This window comes from Pseudomonas sp. W5-36, from assembly GCF_046540455.1.
Classification (GTDB): Bacteria; Pseudomonadota; Gammaproteobacteria; order Pseudomonadales; family Pseudomonadaceae; genus Aquipseudomonas; species Aquipseudomonas graminis_B.
On record NZ_JAXCIQ010000003.1, the window covers coordinates 160,020 to 176,924 of the forward strand.

Annotated in this window: 15 protein-coding genes and 1 pseudogene; 7 read left to right on the forward strand and 9 right to left on the reverse strand. The window is 59.6% G+C overall.

From position 1 onward, the window contains the following. Positions 1–9: 9 nt before the first annotated feature. The 4 genes and pseudogenes from SLW74_RS06615 (at position 10) to SLW74_RS06630 (ending at position 3,276) form a co-directional block, all read left to right on the forward strand. Positions 10–774: an amino acid ABC transporter ATP-binding protein gene (locus SLW74_RS06615; RefSeq protein WP_037014923.1), complete on the forward strand. Its 765-nt coding sequence runs from the start codon at positions 10–12 to the stop codon at positions 772–774. 229 nt (positions 775–1,003) lie between these two features. Next, positions 1,004–2,325: pseudogene (locus tag SLW74_RS06620) on the forward strand (CynX/NimT family MFS transporter). Positions 2,326–2,414: 89 nt separating this feature from the next. Further along, positions 2,415–2,900 carry a nuclear transport factor 2 family protein gene (locus SLW74_RS06625; RefSeq protein ID WP_410928432.1) on the forward strand — a complete coding sequence of 162 codons (486 nt, stop codon included), beginning with the start codon at positions 2,415–2,417 and terminating at the stop codon, positions 2,898–2,900. A gap of 46 nt (positions 2,901–2,946) precedes the next feature. Then, positions 2,947–3,276, forward strand: coding sequence for a GIY-YIG nuclease family protein (locus tag SLW74_RS06630; protein ID WP_065991980.1), 330 nt, complete (start codon positions 2,947–2,949; stop codon positions 3,274–3,276). A gap of 88 nt (positions 3,277–3,364) precedes the next feature. Here the strand turns inward: SLW74_RS06630 and SLW74_RS06635 are convergent, their stop codons facing one another. After that, positions 3,365–4,228 (reverse strand): hypothetical protein, encoded by an 864-nt coding sequence (locus tag SLW74_RS06635; RefSeq protein WP_410928433.1) that lies wholly within the window; start codon positions 4,226–4,228, stop codon positions 3,365–3,367. 190 nt (positions 4,229–4,418) lie between these two features. Between SLW74_RS06635 and SLW74_RS06640 the strand changes: the two genes are divergently transcribed. Then, on the forward strand, positions 4,419–5,351 hold the full coding sequence (locus tag SLW74_RS06640; protein WP_410928434.1) for a glutathione S-transferase family protein: 933 nt from the start codon (positions 4,419–4,421) through the stop codon (positions 5,349–5,351). A 42-nt stretch (positions 5,352–5,393) separates the two neighbouring features. Here SLW74_RS06640 and SLW74_RS06645 read toward each other — a convergent pair whose 3' ends face one another. After that, a complete protein-coding gene (locus SLW74_RS06645; RefSeq protein ID WP_410928435.1) occupies positions 5,394–6,371 on the reverse strand; it encodes a hypothetical protein in 978 nt (325 codons plus the stop codon). Positions 6,372–6,972: 601 nt separating this feature from the next. On the opposite strand from SLW74_RS06645, the gene SLW74_RS06650 reads away from it, so the two are divergent. Then, on the forward strand, positions 6,973–7,986 hold the full coding sequence (locus tag SLW74_RS06650; RefSeq protein WP_410928436.1) for a hypothetical protein: 1,014 nt from the start codon (positions 6,973–6,975) through the stop codon (positions 7,984–7,986). A gap of 13 nt (positions 7,987–7,999) precedes the next feature. Here the strand turns inward: SLW74_RS06650 and SLW74_RS06655 are convergent, their stop codons facing one another. After that, positions 8,000–8,350 carry a glutaredoxin family protein gene (locus tag SLW74_RS06655; protein ID WP_410928437.1) on the reverse strand — a complete coding sequence of 117 codons (351 nt, stop codon included), beginning with the start codon at positions 8,348–8,350 and terminating at the stop codon, positions 8,000–8,002. 25 nt (positions 8,351–8,375) lie between these two features. Beyond that, the gene (gene yejK / locus SLW74_RS06660; protein WP_410928438.1) at positions 8,376–9,377 is read right to left on the reverse strand and encodes a nucleoid-associated protein YejK; all 1,002 of its coding nucleotides are present in this window, start codon (positions 9,375–9,377) and stop codon (positions 8,376–8,378) included. 354 nt (positions 9,378–9,731) lie between these two features. Here yejK and SLW74_RS06665 point away from each other — a divergent pair, with 354 nt between their 5' ends. Continuing rightward, positions 9,732–10,013: an HU family DNA-binding protein gene (locus tag SLW74_RS06665; RefSeq protein WP_037014905.1), complete on the forward strand. Its 282-nt coding sequence runs from the start codon at positions 9,732–9,734 to the stop codon at positions 10,011–10,013. A 98-nt stretch (positions 10,014–10,111) separates the two neighbouring features. On the opposite strand, the gene rlmF is transcribed toward SLW74_RS06665, so the two are convergent. From rlmF to SLW74_RS06690, 5 genes are all read right to left on the reverse strand, one after another. Then, positions 10,112–11,149, reverse strand: a complete 1,038-nt coding sequence (gene rlmF / locus SLW74_RS06670) for a 23S rRNA (adenine(1618)-N(6))-methyltransferase RlmF (protein WP_410928439.1) — start codon at positions 11,147–11,149, stop codon at positions 10,112–10,114. A gap of 187 nt (positions 11,150–11,336) precedes the next feature. Then, complete coding sequence (locus SLW74_RS06675; RefSeq protein ID WP_410928440.1) at positions 11,337–14,183, reverse strand: valine--tRNA ligase; 2,847 nt, start codon at positions 14,181–14,183, stop codon at positions 11,337–11,339. A 174-nt stretch (positions 14,184–14,357) separates the two neighbouring features. Continuing rightward, positions 14,358–14,798, reverse strand: coding sequence for a DNA polymerase III subunit chi (locus SLW74_RS06680; protein ID WP_410928441.1), 441 nt, complete (start codon positions 14,796–14,798; stop codon positions 14,358–14,360). 7 nt (positions 14,799–14,805) lie between these two features. After that, positions 14,806–15,234 (reverse strand): DNA polymerase III subunit chi, encoded by a 429-nt coding sequence (locus tag SLW74_RS06685; protein ID WP_133772097.1) that lies wholly within the window; start codon positions 15,232–15,234, stop codon positions 14,806–14,808. 57 nt (positions 15,235–15,291) lie between these two features. Further along, the gene (locus tag SLW74_RS06690; RefSeq protein ID WP_065992008.1) at positions 15,292–16,782 is read right to left on the reverse strand and encodes a leucyl aminopeptidase; all 1,491 of its coding nucleotides are present in this window, start codon (positions 16,780–16,782) and stop codon (positions 15,292–15,294) included. Positions 16,783–16,905: the final 123 nt, after the last annotated feature.

Here is a 16,905-nt window from a genome sequence, read left to right on the forward strand (position 1 = left end):
AGTTTTGTGATGAGTGAAGCTATCAGTAAGCCTCTGGGCGCCGAAGGCATGATCCGGATGGAGGGCGTGCACAAGTGGTACGGCCAGTTCCACGTGTTGAAAGACATCAACCTGAACGTGCGTCAGGGCGAGCGCATCGTGTTGTGCGGTCCGTCGGGTTCGGGCAAGTCGACGACCATTCGCTGCCTCAATCGTCTGGAAGAACACCAGCAGGGTCGCATCGTGGTCGATGGCACCGAGTTGACCTCGGACTTGAAGCAGATCGAGACGATTCGTCGCGAAGTCGGCATGGTGTTCCAGCACTTCAACCTGTTCCCGCACCTGACCATCCTGCAGAACTGCACGCTGGCGCCGATGTGGGTGCGCAAGATGCCCAAGCGCAAGGCCGAAGAAATTGCCATGCATTATCTGGAGCGCGTGCGTATTCCGGAGCAGGCCCACAAATACCCGGGTCAGCTCTCCGGCGGTCAGCAACAGCGTGTGGCGATCGCCCGCGCGCTGTGCATGAAGCCGAAGATCATGCTGTTCGACGAGCCGACTTCGGCCCTCGACCCGGAGATGGTGAAAGAAGTGCTCGACACCATGGTCGGCCTGGCGGAAGAGGGCATGACCATGCTCTGCGTGACCCACGAAATGGGCTTCGCCCGCACCGTGGCCAACCGCGTGATCTTCATGGACAAAGGCGAAATCGTCGAACAAGCCGCGCCAAACGATTTCTTCGATAATCCGCAGAGTGATCGTACGCGCCTGTTCCTGAGTCAGATTCTGCACTGAGTCAGTCGCCGCTACACAAAGAGCCCGGGCCCAAGTGCCCGGGTTTTTTACTTTGTGGGAGATTGCTGGCAGATAGATCAGCGGCGTCATCATGTTTGAGGCGCGTGGGCTTACGACACCGCAAAACTGTACCCAATCCCCGTAAAACTTGTGTTCTCTGCCGATCTCCAACAGGATTACTGCTTTGCGCAATGCGCTGTTACATCCTCCTGCCCCCCACGAGAATCCCATGACGACCAAGGCGCCGACGGCGAGCAGTTCCCGTTCCAATGCTTCGACCCCTCACGACATCGACCAGCTGCTGATTGATGCAGAAGCCGATGACGAGCAAGTTCAGCAGCTACACCCCGTCCTGAAGCGCCCGTGGTTCCTGTTGTTGGGCCTGGTGCTGGTGGCGCTGAACCTGCGTCCGGCGTTGTCGAGCATGGCGCCATTATTGAGCGAAGTGTCACGAAGCCTGGGGCTTTCTGCGGCCACGGCCGGTTTGCTAACCACGCTGCCGGTGTTGTGTCTGGGCCTGTTTGCACCGCTTGCGCCGATTCTTGCGCGACGGTTCGGCAGCGAGCGCGTGGTACTCGGCATTCTGCTGACCCTGGCGTGCGGGATCGTTCTGCGCAGCTCGCTCGGCGAGTTCGGTCTGTTTGCGGGCAGCATCATGGCCGGGGCCAGCATTGGTATCATCGGGGTATTGCTGCCCGGCATCGTCAAACGCGACTTCGCCAAACAGGCCGGCGCCATGACGGGCGTGTACACCATGGCGCTGTGCCTGGGCGCTGCCGTTGCGGCGGGTTCAACGGTTCCGTTGAGCGAGGCGCTGGGTAACGGCAATGGCAGCGATTGGACCTTAGGCCTGGGCTTCTGGATCGTGCCGGCGATTCTCGCCGCGATCTTCTGGTGGCCGCAAACGCGTCAGCGTCATGGTCAGCATCAGGTGGCCTACCGGGTGCGCGGTTTGCGCCGCGATCCTCTGGCCTGGCAAGTCACCCTTTATATGGGGCTGCAATCGTCGCTGGCCTACATCGTGTTTGGCTGGCTGCCGTCGATCCTCATCGGGCGCGGACTGACTGCCACTGAAGCCGGGCTGCTGTTGTCCGGTTCGATCATGGTGCAACTGGTCAGCTCGCTGACCGCGCCATGGCTCGCAACGCGAGGCAAGGATCAGCGGGTCGCGATTGTGCTGGTGATGCTGCTGACCCTGGCCGGTCTGTTCGGCTGTCTGTATGCGCCGCTTGAGCAATTGTGGGCCTGGGCCATCGTGCTTGGGCCATCGTGCTTGGGCTGGGCCAGGGCGGGACGTTCAGCCTGGCGCTGACCCTGATCGTGTTGCGTTCGCGGGACTCCCACGTCGCCGCGAACCTGTCGAGCATGGCCCAGGGCTTCGGCTACACCCTGGCGTCGCTCGGGCCTTTCGCGGTGGGCGTCGTGCATGACTGGACCGGCAACTGGGACTCGGTGGGCTGGATCTTCGGCATCATCGGCATCGCCGCGATCATCGCTGGCCTTGGCGCCGGGCGCGCCCTGTACGTGGGCGTCACCAGCGAGAAAGTCTGAGGGCCGGCATTTCCCCTGCGAATGCCCGTGGCAAAACGCGCTGCGGCCGCTTATCGTGCAGGCATTCAATTTCCACGGACGGCGTTCCCATGAGCGAGACCTTTAACAGCGAACACAACAGCGCGCTGATCACGCGCTTCTACGAGGCGTTCAGTCGTCTGGACGCCGAGGCGATGGCCGCGTGCTACAGCGAAGACGTGGTGTTTTCCGACCCGGTGTTTGGCGAGTTGCACGGGCGGGATGCCGGCGACATGTGGCGCATGCTGACGTCCCGCGCCCGTGACTTTTCGGTGGTGTTCGATCACGTCCGTGCCGACGCCACGACGGGCGCTGCCCACTGGGTCGCGACCTATCTGTTCAGCCAGACCGGCCGCACGGTGGTCAACGACATCCAGGCGCGGTTTGCTTTTCGCGACGGCAAGATCTGCGAACACCACGATCAGTTCGATCTGTGGCGCTGGGCGCGTCAGGCCCTCGGTACGCGAGGTGCATTGCTGGGCTGGGCGCCGTTTGTGCAAAATGCCATCCGTGCACAGGGCCAGAAAGGGCTGAAGGCTTTTCAGGCCAGTCGCTGACGCTTTGTTAAAATCCGCTCCCCTCGCTAATGCGCCACGGTCCTGCATGTCTGACGCCGAAATCGCCACCGCACCTGTGCCCGAAGCCGTGCCGGTCAAATCCTGGTTCGTGTACTTGGTGCGCGCGGCCAACGGTTCTTTGTACTGCGGTATCAGCAATGACCCCCAGCGCCGATTCGCTCAACATCAGAGCGGCAAAGGCGCGCGTTTCTTCAGCTCCAGCCCGGCGGTGGCGCTGGTTTACGTCGAGGCCTGTCGCGACAAAGGCGACGCGTTGCGGCAGGAGCGCCTGATCAAAAAGCTGCGTAAAAGCGCCAAGGAAATACTGGTCTGCAGTGGGCCAAGCGGCGGTCAGCCATCCTTCACCGCGCAATGACTTGATCTTCTTGATGGTACGAAAATGGCTGCTCTGAGCTAAGGTCCATGCGCACGATCGGCGCATAGCTACCGTTGGCAACAAGCTTTCACTGAAAGTTTCGCGCCGTTTCGATGCCGCTATCGTAATGAGCTGAGTCGACTGAGTCGACGAAAACCGCAGAGATCAGGTCTTTCAGGCCATACCCATCATCCACGGTGGCCATCAGTAGTTCATTCCAGGCAATATCCCATAAAGGGTAGTGTTCCTGCATGGCGATCGAGTTACGCCATCCTTTCTGGCTATCTGCATTCCAGGAACACTGCGTCGAACTGGAGAACTGCATGTCGCCGGTATAGGCAATCCATCCTTCTAGCGTAGTAATGCCGAAGCTTTCGCATGAGCCCCACGCGTATTCACTATTCTTATGGGTCGCCTTAGGCTGCGGATAGACGCGATGCACCCCATTCCCCGGTTCCCTCGGTACACACCCATTGTGCCTCACATTCTGTCCGGTACCTGCGTCTTTTGGAAACAGGCAGATGAAGCCAGCGTCGTAACCTGGCAAGCCCAGACGATGACCTTCTACCGCGTTGCGCAGTATGAAGCCAGCTTGACGCATCACGGACCACTTAGGGTGGGCGTCCCGGCGTATCCAGGAAAACGACGTCGCGCCTCGATTCATCGAATTCGGACTATGTGTCCAGGGCAAGTAGTCGCCGTCTGTAGTCCCCCTTACGATTAATCCACTGCAGTAGTAATGACCACGACGAAGATCGGTGCCGATTTCTCTGCAGTCCTCGTTGATGTCGTTGTACTGGCGGTTAAGAGAGGCCACCAAAGCCTCAGACGATTGTTTTCCTTGCGCCGCATAAGACGCGTGCGTCTCAAGGCGTGCAGGGCTTTGCGGAGTGGCGGATTGGCAGCCTGTAACCAGTGAGCTGACGATCAGGGCTGTTATGAGGATTTTCATTTGGTTATTCCTTCCATGGTGATAACCAAAGCCTAGGCGTCTCCAGTCCTATCGGTGAGTAGTTCCTTGGATCATCTTGCGATAACGCTGACTACGGTTATCGCGAGTGTCTAAATTGGCAGTGTCGTCACTCGACGCACCCGCATAGAGGCATTAGGCTCAGCGCTCCCTAGAAGAGGCCTCGAGCGCAATGTCAGAACTTATCCTGCACCATTACCCGACGTCCCTGTTCGCCGAAAAAGCCCGGTTGATGCTGGGCTTCAAAGGCCTGTCATGGCGCTCGGTCAACATCCCATCGATCATGCCAAAGCCCGACCTCATGCCCCTCACCGGCGGCTATCGCAAGACCCCGGTTCTGCAAGTGGGCGCCGATATCTACTGCGACACCGCGTTGATCGCGCGCCGGCTGGAGCAGGAAAAGTCTTCGCCGACCTTTTATCCCGAAGGTCAGGAGTTCACGGCGGCCAGCCTCGCGGCCTGGGCGGATTCGGTGCTGTTCCTGCACGCTGTCAGCCTGGTGTTTCAGCCGGCCTCCCTCGCTGTGCGTTTCGCCAAAGTCCCGCCTGAGGCTGTGAAGGCATTCGTTGCCGACCGCGCCACGCTGTTCGATGGCGGCAGCGCCAATCGCGTGCCGCTGGAAGTGGCTCAGCATCAATGGCCGACGCTGATGGCGCGTCTGGAAACCCAGCTGGAGCGCAACGGTGATTTCCTCTTGGGCGCGCCCTCGATTGCCGATTTCTCGGTGGCCCACACCCTGTGGTTCCTGAAGCAAACGCCTGTCACATCCCCGCTCGTGGACGCCTACCCGGCGGTGTTGAGCTGGTACGAGCGCGTTATTGGATTCGGCCATGGTGCGCCGAGCGAGTTGAGTTCGGGCGATGCCGTTGAAATCGCGCGTGCGGCTACCCCGGCGTCGGTGCCTGACGAAGATTTCAGCGACCCCAACGGTTTTACCGTCGGCCAGCAGGTCACCGTGTCTGCCGTGGATTACGGCGTTGACGCGGTGGCGGGAGAGTTGGTGTTCAGCGGGCGCGAAGAGATCATCCTGCGTCGTGAAGACGAACGCGCGGGTACCGTGCATGTGCACTTCCCGCGCGTTGGTTTTCAGATTAAAGCCGCCTGAAAACAGACCCCGGCTCGTCATTCATGAGCCGGGGTCGGTCAGCTACTGTGCAACGGCCGGGTCCGCAGCGCTGTAGCTGAAGATATCCCCGCCGGCATTGGCGAAGTTCAGCCGCAGGATTGGCACGTTGTAGCCGGCGTTATTCATCTTCACCTGAAAGTTTCGGGCGGCGGCCAGCCCTCCCGCCTTGCTCACGTCATAAAAATAGGCGGCGATGTACTTTGGCATCTGCCCGCCATCGCCCAAATTGTTGAGCAGTATTTCGTTCCAGATCGACTGGAGCTGAGGGAAGTCGTCTCTGGAGGCAATCATGTTGTTCCAGCCGTGCTGACTGTCGATGTTCCAGGAACACTGCCTGTATGTCTGCAGGCCAACGCTTTGAAAATGTTGATCCCATTGGGTTGCGGTGGTGATGTTCATCCCTTCGCAAGAACCCCACGCGTAAGCAGAATTATCATCGTCAGGCTTCGCTGGTGCGCTGGGCGGGTACTGCTTGCCCCGGTAGCCGCAGCCCTTATGGCCGTTGGCGGTCGACGTCGACGCGTCATAGGGATACAGACAGATAAAGCCGGATTCCAGCCCCGGCAGACCGTATGCAATGGCATCAATGCGGTTGCGCAGGATAAACCCTGCAGGATGGTACAACCGGGTCTGAATCACGCCTCTGCGTAGCCATGAATAAGAAGTCGCGCCTATCGCCAGGGCGTTTGAGCTGTACATCCAGGGATTGAAATTACCGTCGTCCACGGTCCGCAACGTTACGCCGCTGCAATAATAATGGCCACGTGGTTTGTTGGTGCCGTATTCACGGCAATCCGTGATGGTTTCTTTGTAGTTTTTATTAACGTCGGCGAGAACTTGCTCGGGTTTCTGCAACTGTGCGCGGGGAGCATAGGCCGGCGCCTGTGTTGTTGATGGCGCAGGCGGTGGTGGCTCCATCGGGGGAAGGGGCTGATTGGAGCAAGCGCTCAGTATCAGCGTGAGCATTAATAAATAGCGAATCTTCAATTGACGGATCATGGCCGGAATCCTTTTGGCGAATTGGCAGTCCAGGTAGTGGAGCGCGGGCATGCGTCCTTAGTCGACAGACCGAGATATGCATGCAGTCCGTCTCACCGGAGCAGGCCCTGTTTAGAATTAAGAGGTGTATGACGCTTTTGTCAAAACAAGTAAGGCCGTGCGTTGAGAGGCTGTCCCCACGGGGGGTTGCAGATTCAGTGTTTTAATCGCTATCGGAAATTGTAAGGCTCGATTGTTATTTCGAATGCAGAAGCTTCCGTCAATTGTCGCAATATGCAGCTTCCGTCTAAATCGCAAAATAGACTAAGGCCCTTCGGAACCGTTGCACGGTACAATTCATCTACTTCAGAAAGGATATAGCAACTCGCGATTGCTTCTATCGCCATACAATCTATTGAGTCAGATGTCGGGTATCTATGATGACGCTGTGAGCAGTGAAGTAAGACGCCGCGGAGTCACCAAGAAAAAAGATGCGGGCGGAAAGCCTGGTTGATGGTGCTGGAAACGTTGCCATTTATGCATTCAGTGACCGCGCGTATTCCCGAGCGTCACGCCTCGATTTTCGAGTTGCTCCATAGTTACCGATGTTTCGGAGAATCACATGAGATGGATGACTGCTGTTCCCGCCCTCGCGCTTTCCCTTTTAGTCGGCTGCACTTCTCAGGTCAGCAATGATTATCCCGCTCCCCCGGACGGCCGCGGCAGAACCTTCTCGGAGCCCCGGGCGTCTGTTCAGACGGCCCTGAGCGATGGGCCAGGAATCACGGCGTTAATTAACAAAAACTACAACGAAAATACGACGTCGTGTACGGAATATGGAACGGGAAAGACGCGTGGATATTACTTCTGTACAGGTGTTTTACTGCGGACAACCGATGACGGAAATTTCAATCCGTGGGAATCCAGTTCGCTGGCGGCCCAACTCCAGGCAACGTCGTACTCTTGGATAAGGCATGACTTAACCACTACGCAATTTTATAAGCCTGCCGGATTTATCGTGCTCAGCCCGGCAGATGTATTAGGCAGTGCCGTCCCCGGTATTACTTACCCCACCCATACAGGCTTGACTAATACAATGGTTAAATGTGTTTATCCATTCGATGCATGGACAACGAGAGTTATGAGCAGGAATTATTTTGGTTGCAATTTTGAGGGGACCGGGTTGGGAAGCCCTGATGTATATAACTCTTGGGGGAGTTGCGATAACCGCCTTGGTTACAGAACCTCTGCGCAGAGGGATGCTTACTTTCGTTCTGCGGGGCAAGTTAACTATGCGCAGTGTTCCTGGAATGCTGATAGCCAATATGGCTGGGCTAACATGATCGCTTCACACAACGGTTTCGCCGGACAGGCCGGATGGAACGAGGTAATGCTTCATAACGGAGGTCCTACATCAGCCGGGATTGCTAATTTGAACGAGAAGACCCGTCGGTGGATCGTAGCTTTCTTCTATGATGCTCAAAAAGCTAACGGCCTGACAATTGCACAAAGTTTTCAGAGAAAAATGGCCGCGACCAACAAGAGCGTGCCCATATTACGACTGAGCTTTACGGCACCGGCTGCGCAACGCTTTGAATACCGACAGGCAGACCAAGTGGTCGGTCTTTACCCGTGACTTTAGACATCCTCTAATTGAGCGCAGCCAGAATCTGCTCTTCGCTAAACCCCCTGATCAACGTGCCATTCACGTCGATCAGGGGAATGCCGCGGCCACCCAGTGCTTCATAGGCTTTGCGCCCTGCGGCGTCTTTCTCGATATCGTACTCGGTGTAGCGAATGCCCTGGCTGTCGAGAAAGCGCCGGGTCTGTTTGCAGTAGCCACACCAGTCCGTGGCGTACAACGTCACCTTCGCATTGGCCTGCGCCTGCTCCGACAACGCGGAGGAGGGGTGAACCAGGTTTTCGATTTTGCCCCAGTTCTGGTAGACGACCACCACCAGCATGACGAGCAAGCACTTCTTCAGGGTACGAACGAACATGTGGGTCTCGGCTCCTCGGCAGGGGTCAGCGGCGTTTGAGCTGATCGGTCAACTGAGTGGGCAGCCCTTTGATGATCAGCGTGCCTTTCTCTTCGTCGTACTCAATCTTGTCGCCCAGCAGGTGCGCTTCAAAGCTGATCGACAGACCTTCGGCGCGGCCAGTGAAGCGACGGAACTGATTGAGCGTGCGCTTATCGGCCGGGATCTCGGGCGACAGGCCGTAATCCTTGTTGCGGATGTGATCGTAGAAAGCCCGCGGGCGATCCTCGTCGATCAGGCCCGACAACTCTTCCAGGGCGATGGGCTCGCCCATTTTGCTCTGGCTGCTCGCGTAGTCGACCAGCGCCTTGGTTTTCTCGCGGGTCGATTCTTCCGGGAGGTCTTCGCTCTCGACAAAATCACTGAAAGCCTTGAGCAGGGTGCGGGTCTCGCCCGGTCCGTCGACGCCTTCCTGGCAGCCGATGAAGTCGCGGAAGTACTCGGAAACCTTCTTGCCGTTCTTGCCTTTGATGAACGAGATGTACTGCTTGGACGCTTTGTTGTTCTGCCACTCGGAAATATTGATACGGGCCGCAAGGTGCAGTTGACCCAGGTCCAGATGCCGCGACGGCGTCACGTCCAGCGCCTCGTTTACCGCCACGCCTTCGCTGTGGTGCAGCAACGCGATTGCCAGGTACTCGGTCATGCCTTGTTGATAATGCGCAAACAGTACGTGGCCGCCGACCGACAGGTTCGACTCTTCCATCAGCTTCTGCAGATGCTCGACCGCGATGCGGCTGAACTGGGTGAAATCCTTGCCTTGATCCAGGTATACCTTCAGCCAGCCACTGAACGGGTGCGCGCCGGATTCGGCATGGAATAAACCCCAGGCCTTGCCCTGTTTGGCGTTATAGCTCTCGTTAAGGTCCGCCAGCATGTTCTCGATGGCCTGCGATTCGGCGAGTTCCGAGTCCCGGGCATGGAGCACGGCGGGCGTGCCGTCAGGTTTTTTGTCGATCAGGTGGACGATGGCGTGACGGATCGGCATGGAATTCTCGGCGGCTGAAGTGGAACTGAACGGGACCAGACCAGGCCCGTGCGAAAGTCGGCAAGTGTACCGCAGACGGGGGGCGGAACGCTCTGGAAGGGCCGAAAACGCTGACCTGAGCCCATTAATATGACTTTTTTACGCCTCTCGGGCGATAAAGCTGACCAAATGGGTAGGTAGGGGCGGATATTTGCGTTGCGCTGTGCTAGTTTTGCCCGGTCCTGAGCGCCCAAGCGCGCCAGGCGTGCAGTTTGTGGGCGTTCGGCCGAACCAAAGGCCGTTTACAGTATCTACATTTCGCGTCTGTACCACACTCTGCAAACCATTCGAATTTGATAGGGAAGGAACACCACCATGGCTCTGACTAAAGACCAATTGATCGCCGATATCGCAGAAGCAATCGACGCGCCGAAAACCACCGCGCGCAACGCTCTCGACCAATTGGGTCAAATCGTCGCTGACCAACTGGAAAACGGTAGTGAAATCACTCTGCCAGGCATCGGCAAACTGAAAGTCACCGAGCGTCCAGCACGCACTGGCCGCAACCCTTCGACTGGCGCAGCCATCGAAATCGCCGCCAAGAAAGTGGTCAAGTTCGTACCAGCCAAAGTACTGACTGACTCGGTCAACAAGTAAGCGAAAACGCTGCTTGGTTGAGGAAACCGTGTGACGGAGCGATCCGGACACGGTTTTTTTGTGCCTGCGATTCGGTTATCGCTTCGGTCGTCGGCGACCTAGCGCGGTGAAACCCAACGCGTTGCCCGCCAGGCGGCTTGCTGCGGCTTGTCCTGGAAGGTCCAGGCAACGAAGCGACTCTGTTTCTGCCCTTGCCCCATTTCGACCGTCTGGCTTTCAACCGCACCGGCTTTTTTCAGCGCGCTCTGAATCAGCGGCAGATTCGACGCTTTGGATACCAGCGTGCTGAACCACAGCACCTGTTTCGCGACGTGCGCACTTTCGCTGATCAACTGCGTCACAAAGCGCGCCTCGCCCCCTTCGCACCACAACTCCGCCGCCTGACCGCCGAAATTCAGCACCGGCAATTTGCGTTTGGGGTCTGCCTTGCCAAGGGCTCGCCATTTGCGCTGGCTGCCGCTCAACGCCTCCTCAGCGGAAGCGTGGAAGGGCGGGTTACACACGCTGATGTCGAAGTGCTCATCGGGCTGCAGCAAGTGGGTCAGGATGTGCTTTTGGTCAGTCTGATGCCGAAAGCTGATGCTCTTGCTCAAGCCGTTGGCTTTGACGATGGTCGTTGCCGAGGCAAGGGCGACCTTGTCGATGTCCGAGCCCAGGAACGACCAGCCATACTCGCCTTGACCGATCAGCGGGTAGATGCAGTTGGCGCCGGTGCCAATGTCCAGCGCAGTGACGGACGCCCCGCGCGGGATGACCCCGTCGTTGCGTTCCGCCAGCAGATCCGCGAGAAAGTGCAGGTAGTCCGCCCGTCCCGGGATTGGCGGGCAAAGGTAGTCCGCCGGAATATCCCAATGGGCAATGCCGTAGAACGCTTTAAGCAAGGCGCGGTTGAACATCCTCACGGCTGCCGGGTTGGCAAAATCGATGCTTTCTTTGCCATAGGGGTTGAGGATCACAAATGTGCCCAGTTCGGGGCTGCTTTTGATCAGGCGCGGAAAGTCGTAATGGCCTTGATGGCGGTTGCGCGGGTGCAGAGTGGCTTTCTCGCGTGGCGTGGAAGGCTTGGCCTGTTGAGCAGGTTTGGCTTTCTTGCGCGGGGGATTGCGTGGCGGTTTGGGGGCGTCGGGGCTGGTCATCGGTGATGCATTCTCATGAAAGCACAACCCCTGTAGGGGGGGGGGGGGGGGGGGGGGGGGGGCGGGTGTGGGGGCGCGGGGGGGGGGGGGTGCCCCCCCCCCCCCCCCCCCCCCCCCCCCCCCCCCCCCCCTACAGGGGTCATGGTCGTCAACCGGCCTGCAATTCAGGCCGGCTGATTTGATCGGATTACAGGCTCGCGATCCGCGCGTGCTGCTCTGCCAGTTTGCCCAGCGCCTGTTCCGCTTCGGCCATCTTCGCGCGTTCCTTGGCGATCACCTCAGGCGGCGCCTTGTCGACGAACGCGGCATTGGACAGCTTGCCGCCCACCCGCTGCACTTCACCCTGCAGACGCTGGATTTCCTTGTCCAGACGCGCCAGTTCGGCGTCCTTGTCGATCAGGCCGGCCATCGGCACCAGCACTTCCATCTCACCGACCAGTGCGGTCGCCGACAGGGGTGCCTCAGCGCCGGCTTCCAGCACGGTGAACGATTCAAGCTTGGCCAGCTTCTTCAGCAGGTGCTCGTTCTCGTTCAGGCGGCGTTGGTCTTCGGCGCTGACGTTCTTGAGGAACAGCTGCAGCGGCTTGCCCGGGCCGATGTTCATTTCGCCACGGATATTGCGCACGCCGAGCATCAGGCTCTTGAGCCACTCGATGTCGCCTTCTGCTGCGACGTCGATGCGCGCTTCATTCGCCACCGGCCACGGTTGCAGCATGATGGTCTTGCCTTCAACGCCCGCCAGCGGCGCGAGGCGCTGCCAGATTTCTTCGGTGATGAAGGGCATGAACGGATGCGCCAGACGCAGTGCGACTTCCAGCACGCGCACCAACGTGCGACGGGTGCCGCGCTGACGCTCGATCGGCGCCGTCTCGTCCCACAGAACCGGCTTGGACAGCTCCAGGTACCAGTCGCAATACTGGTTCCAGATGAACTCGTACAGCGCCTGCGCCGCGAGGTCGAAACGGAACTGATCCAGCTGGCGGGTTACTTCGGCTTCAGTGCGTTGCAGCTGCGAGATGATCCAGCGATCCGGCAGCGAGAGCTCGAACGCCTCGCCGTTCTGACCGCAGTCCTCGCCCTTGTCGAGGACGTAGCGCGCGGCGTTCCAGATTTTGTTGCAGAAGTTGCGATAGCCTTCGACGCGGCCCATGTCGAACTTGATGTCACGGCCCGTGGAAGCCAGCGAGCAGAAGGTGAAGCGCAGGGCATCGGTGCCGTAGCTGGCGATGCCGTCGGCGAATTCGTCGCGGGTCTGCTTCTCGATCTTCTTGGCCAGCTTGGGCTGCATCATGCCGGAGGTGCGTTTCTGCACCAGGGCTTCAAGCTCGATGCCGTCGATGATGTCCAGGGGATCAAGGACGTTGCCCTTGGACTTGGACATCTTCTGGCCTTGGCCATCTCGCACCAGACCGTGAACGTACACGGTCTTGAACGGCACCTGCGCCGTGCCGTCTTCATTCTTCACCAAGTGCATGGTGAGCATGATCATCCGGGCGACCCAGAAGAAAATGATGTCGAAACCGGTAACCAGCACGTCGGTCGGGTGGAAGGTTTTCAGGAAATCGGTCTGCTCCGGCCAGCCCAGGGTGGAGAACGTCCACAGGCCGGAACTGAACCAGGTGTCGAGCACGTCGTTGTCCTGCTGCAGGGCAACATCAGGACCGAGGTTGTGCTTGGCGCGGACTTCGGCTTCGTCGCGGCCGACGTAGACCTTGCCGGACTCGTCGTACCAGGCCGGAATGCGGTGACCCCACCAGAGCTGACGGCTGATGCACCAGTCCTGGATGTCGCGCATCCAGGAGAAATACATATTTTCGTATTGCTTGGGCACGAAGGCGATGCGGCCATCTTCAACGGCGGCGATGGCAGGTTCGGCCAGCGGCTTGGTCGACACGTACCACTGATCCGTCAGCCACGGCTCGATGATGGTCCCGGAGCGGTCGCCCTTCGGTACTTTCAAGGCGTGGTCGTCAACGCTGACCAACAGGCCGGCAGCGTCGAACGCAGCCACGATCTGCTTGCGCGCCTCGAAGCGGTCGAGGCCGGCGTATTCGGCGGGGAGGGTGCCATCGACGGTGTCGTTCAGCGTGCCGTCGAGGTTGAATACCTGGGCAGCGGGCAGAACGGCAGCGTTCTTGTCGAAGATGTTCAGCAGCGGCAGGTTGTGTCGCTTGCCGACTTCGTAGTCGTTGAAGTCGTGGGCCGGGGTGATCTTCACGCAGCCGGTGCCGAACTCAGGGTCGCAATAGTCGTCCGCGATGATCGGGATGCGACGGCCTACCAGCGGCAGCTCAACGAACTGGCCGATCAGCGCCTCGTAGCGCTCATCGTTCGGGTTCACCGCAACGGCCGCATCACCGAGCATGGTTTCCGGGCGGGTCGTCGCGACGATCAGATAGTCCAGACCTTCAGCGGTCTTCGCGCCATCGGCCAACGGGTAGCGTAGGTTCCACAGGTGGCCTTTCTCGTCGTGGTTTTCCACTTCGAGGTCGGAGATTGCGGTGTGCAGCTTGGTGTCCCAGTTGACCAGCCGCTTGCCACGGTAGATCAGGCCGTCTTCGTGCAGGCGCACGAAGGCTTCCTTAACGGCTTCGGACAAGCCGTCGTCCATCGTGAAGCGCTCGCGGCTCCAGTCGACCGACGAGCCCAGGCGACGGATCTGGCGGCTGATGTTGCCACCGGACTGATCCTTCCATTCCCAGACTTTTTCGAGAAATTTGTCGCGACCCAGATCGTGACGGCTTTGACCCAAGGCTTCGAGTTGGCGCTCCACCAGCATCTGCGTGGCGATACCGGCGTGGTCGGTGCCCGGCTGCCACAGGGTGTTGCGACCCTGCATGCGGCGGAAGCGGATCAGGGCGTCCATGATCGCGTTATTGAAACCGTGGCCCATGTGCAGGCTGCCGGTGACGTTCGGCGGCGGAATCATGATGGTGTACGAGTCGCCCGCGCCTTGCGGAGCGAAATAGTTTTCGGACTCCCAGGTCTGGTACCAGGAAGTTTCGATGGCGTGCGGCTGGTAGGTCTTGTCCATGCGAGGCGGGAACCTGATCTGCTTTGAGTCGGAAAAGCCGACGAGTATAGCTTTTCAAGGCGGCGTCAAGCTACAAGCGCTAGGTCGGGTGCTACGAGCGGTGATGCCCGGAATCGTCGCGGGCACCTGTAGGACTGCGCTTACCCGCGATCCCGGGTCGGAAAGAGGACAGGTTCAGCTGTTGTATTGACTCAACAGCCGTTCCATCCGCGCATCCAGACGGCGTTTGATTTCGTTCTCGATGTGTGGGGCGAAGTCGTCGATCACGTCTTGCATGATCAACTGCGCAGCGGCACGCAGTTCCCCATCCAGGTGCAGCAGCGCGTCAGCGTTCGGCGCCTTGGAGGTCGACGTGTTGGCCGCAGGTGCGGCAGGTGTAACCGCCGCGACCGGCTCGGGCGTGAGCAGGGGAATGTCATTGAGGTTGGCATCGTGCTCATCGAGCGTCACGACCTGGCCGGTGACCACGTCAAACAGCAGCGGGATCTGCTCGTCGCTGTGCACGGACTCGGTCAGCAGGGGAGGCTGGGCCGGATCATCGCCCAACAGCTGGCGAATCGATTCGAGGTCATCCAGCAGGTGCGCTGAATCTTTCAGGTGTTTTGAATTATCCATCGTGTGCTCAAAGACGCTGCAGCCGGTGATCTTGCAGAGGATAGCCCTGTTCGCGGTAGAAGCGAAAACTCTCGCGTGCCGCGAGGCGGATGGCTGGATCCTCGACAACGATCTCGGCGACACGCGCGAATCGTTTGAAGAATTCCGGGATGCGCAGGTCAAGATTGACCAGCAGATCCTGATGTTGGCCGGGGTCGCTTCCGATACCCAGCGCCACCGGAGCGTCCTGATCGTCCTCGACCGAGCCATGGGGCACGAACGCTTCGCCCCGGAAGCGCCACAGTCGGGCGTCCAGCTCCTCGCGTTGCCCGGCATCGCTGCAATGCAGATACACCCGATGGCCGAGGCGCCAGGCCTTGTCGGTGAGTTTGCAGGCGAAGTCCAGGCGCGCGACAGGGTCGGCACTCGGCAGAATGTAGAAATCGACTTGGGTCATGGGTGATTCCAGAACGCTGAACGCGCCGACCGCGGAGGCCGGCGCGTTTGCAGCGGCTTAAACGCCAGCGCGGTCGATCAGGTATTGGGTCAGCAGCGGAACCGGACGGCCCGTTGCGCCCTTGTCCTTGCCGCCGCTCAGCCATGCCGTGCCGGCGATGTCCAGGTGCGCCCACTCGTAGGCTTTGGCGAAGCGCGAGAGGAAGCAGGCCGCGGTAATGGTGCCGGCCTTCGGGCCGCCGATGTTGGCGATGTCGGCAAACGGGCTGTCCAGCTGCTCCTGGTACTCATCGAACAACGGCAGCTGCCAGGCACGGTCGTCGGCGCGTTTGCCGGCTTCCAGCACTTGGCTGATCAAGGCGTCGCTGTTACCCAGCAAGCCCGAGGTGTGACCGCCCAGCGCGACGACGCAAGCACCGGTCAGCGTGGCGATGTCGATAACGGCCTGTGGCTTGAAGCGTTCGGCGTAGGTCAGCGCGTCGCACAGCACCAGACGGCCTTCAGCGTCGGTGTTGAGGATCTCGACGGTCTGGCCGCTCATGGTCTTGACGATGTCACCCGGGCGGGTCGCGTTGCCGCTCGGCATGTTTTCAGCCGCCGCGACGATGCACACCAGGTTGATCGGCAGTTGCAGTTCGAGTACGGCGTTCAACGTGCCGAACACGCTCGCCGCGCCGCACATGTCGAACTTCATTTCGTCCATGCCCAGGCCCGGCTTGAGGCTGATCCCGCCGGTGTCAAAGGTGATGCCCTTGCCGACGAGCACGAAAGGCTTTTCGCTTTTCTTGCCGTTGGAGTACTGCATGACGATCAGGCGTGGCGGCTGAGCGCTGCCTTGGCCGACCGCCAGGAACGAGCCCATGCCCAGCTTTTCGATGTCTTTTTCATCGAAGATCTCGACCTTGAGGCCCTTGTTGGCTTTGCCCATCGCCTTGGCCTGCTCGCCCAGATAGGTCGGGTGGCAGATGTTCGGCGGCATGTTGCCCAGGTCGCGGGTCACCGCCATGCCGGCAGCGATGGCCTGTGCGTGTTTGGCCGCACGTTCAACGTCGGCGACGTTGGCTTTGGCGGTCAGCAGGGTGATTTTTTTCAGGGCGCGAGGATCGACTTTCTGGCTCTTGAAGCGATCGAAGACGTATTCGCCATCGGCCAGGGTTTCGACCAGCAGGCGGTTCTTGCCATAAACATCGCGATTCTTGACGTTCAACTGGTCAAGGTCGAAGCCGGCATCAACGCCACCCAGGCTTTTCAGGGTGCCGAGCGCGCCGCTGATGATTTTGCGGAACTGGCGATCGTTCAATTCCGGCTCTTTACCCGAACCGACCAGCAGTACGCGTTCGGCTTTCAGGTTGGGCAGGCTGTGCAGCAACAGGCTCTGGCCGATCTTGCCCGACAGGTCGCCGCGCTTGAGGACAGCGCTGATGGCGCCACCGCTCAGGGTGTCGAGGGTGCTCGCGGTGTCGCTCAGCGTGCGGCCTTCACCGACGGCGACCACCAGTGTGGCGGTCTTCAAGGTTTCTGCACTGACGCTTTTAACAACCAATTCCATGTCGGGGTCCCCGAATAAACTGTGAGTTATCGCACTTGAGCACACGGCTCGGCAGCGGCGCAGAGGTATTTACACCGGCATGCCTGCGGCAAGGCCCGCAGTTTGACCCTGCGAGCCAATGGA